Annotated in this window: 1 protein-coding gene; it reads left to right on the forward strand. The window is 45.5% G+C overall.

The genetic code is table 11. The features are described 5' to 3' along the window. Nucleotides 1-791: 791 nt before the first annotated feature. Nucleotides 792-1,715: a hypothetical protein gene (locus tag N1032_RS22855; RefSeq protein WP_259542612.1), complete on the forward strand. Its 924-nt coding sequence runs from the start codon at nucleotides 792-794 to the stop codon at nucleotides 1,713-1,715. Nucleotides 1,716-1,819: the final 104 nt, after the last annotated feature.

Consider the following 1,819-nt stretch of genomic DNA (forward strand, 5'->3'; position numbering starts at 1 on the left):
AAGGCGAGGCAAGCAAAGCGCGATAATGTAGCGCCCCGCTTGAATCGTCCGGCTTAAAGTAACTTTTAAGTGTGATCACCTGGTTTTATTCGATAGCCTTTACCCTGTCATTGAGGGGGCGAATCGTCTAAGGTGTGAACATGGTAGAGTGAAACGGGCAGAAAGTGAGAGCGGTTAACGGTGTGACAACCTACAACCTTTTGAGATTGTTAAAGATATCTTTATCAATTTGGCGCGGTGTAAATAGGTTCTATCTGATTAGTGAACGGTTAGCCGTGGTGGAGAAGTCGAAAACGATGTTTCATTGTCGTTAGTAGGGCAACCATCAGCAAGGCGGCTAAAAACTCTGATTGCGGAGAATAACCAGTAATTGCAGGGTATTACGTGTTAGTATCTAGCCGAAAGGTTAGACCAGCTTAGATAGTGGATAAGCAAGATAAGCGGTTAACGCGAGTTAACAGGCTGTTAAGCTAATAAATGGTAGTGTGATGAGAAGTAACCAGGAGCAAGGCAGAAAGTTACTATTGAGGCCGTCAAATTGATGATCCCATAAGGGATCGCCGTTTGAGAAACTGGAATCCGGCGGGCGCTTTCTTTATAGGCCGTAACGCTGAAAACTTCCTAACAAATCGGCGGTAAATTCGCCGCTTGTCTGATACCTTCCGATAAAAAGGATTGTGACGAAAGCAAGCGGCTTGTTTATCAGATAGCATTAAAAATAGTGTTATCCGCTAAACTAAATGTAGTGAATTAAATTAAAATCTTTTAACAACTGAAAAAGGTAAATTATCATGGCTATTCGTATCGAAAAATCTGTAAACAAAATCGCTGCCCTGGTTGCTGCAATCTCCACTAAATCCGGCGCTTACAAAGAAGGCGTTTCGTCTGCCCTGGTTTCGTCCGTTGCTCACGCTATCGAAACTGGTGATTACACCCTGATCGAAAAACTGCGTGATGAGGTGTTAGCCGCTAACCCTCGCGATCTGAAAGTGATTTTCCAGTTCCTGAAAGATCTTACCCCGTTCCATGTTGAACCGCGTAACGTAGGCCGTATCGTGTCTTTCGACGTGTTAGGCCGCATTGCTAAAGGTTATTTAGGCCTGGCGCAAAAGGATTACAAAACCGTTGCCGCTTTCGAAACTGCTAAGAAAGAGCAGAAAGCGAAAGATGAGAAACGCGACGCTGGACGCGTAACCGTATTCGCTCAATTCATCGGTACGGCTAAAGATGATAAAGGCGTTTCCCTGCCGCGTGGTGCTGTAGTTCGCAACGAGTCCGGCGAAAAAGAAGTGTTTGACTATGCGTTGAACGTGTTCGCCTGGTTCGATGATGTTCAATACTTCCGTAACGCTTCCGCTGGTGGCGCTGCTGGTGAAAAAGAGTTTGACTTCGACGCAACGTTTGTATCTAAAGTCGGCGCGATGATCAAGGCTTTCGCTGGTCAGACTCTGACCGATGAGCAGAAAGCGATCATGGATACGATCGAAACCTTCTACAATGCCGCCTCTAAGCGTAAAACTGACGCTGACGAGAAAGCGAAAGCTGATAAAGCCGCTGCCGCTCTGAAAGCGAAAGAAGATAAGGCGCTGGCTGCGATGAAAGATGAGGCGGTTAAACGCCTTGAGAAAGCAGGCATCAAGGATGCAAGCGAGGATCAAATCAGCGTTGTAGTTGACCAGATCAAACAGGAAAAAGCTGTTAAGAAAGCGGCTTAATCCGAAAGCTAAACTCAAGGGCGCTAACGAGTGCCCTTTATGATTGGCTTTCAATCAACTGTTAACTAACCCATTCAATTTAGGAATTAAAATTATGAAACGCA

The organism is Herbiconiux daphne (assembly GCF_024979295.1).
Lineage (GTDB): Bacteria > Actinomycetota > Actinomycetes > Actinomycetales > Microbacteriaceae > Herbiconiux > Herbiconiux daphnes.

Bases quoted from the DNA above. Each gene is read 5' to 3' on its own strand.
- N1032_RS22855 (WP_259542612.1), top strand. From the start codon at position 792: ATGGCTATTCGTATCGAAAAATCTGTAAACAAAATCGCTGCCCTGGTT.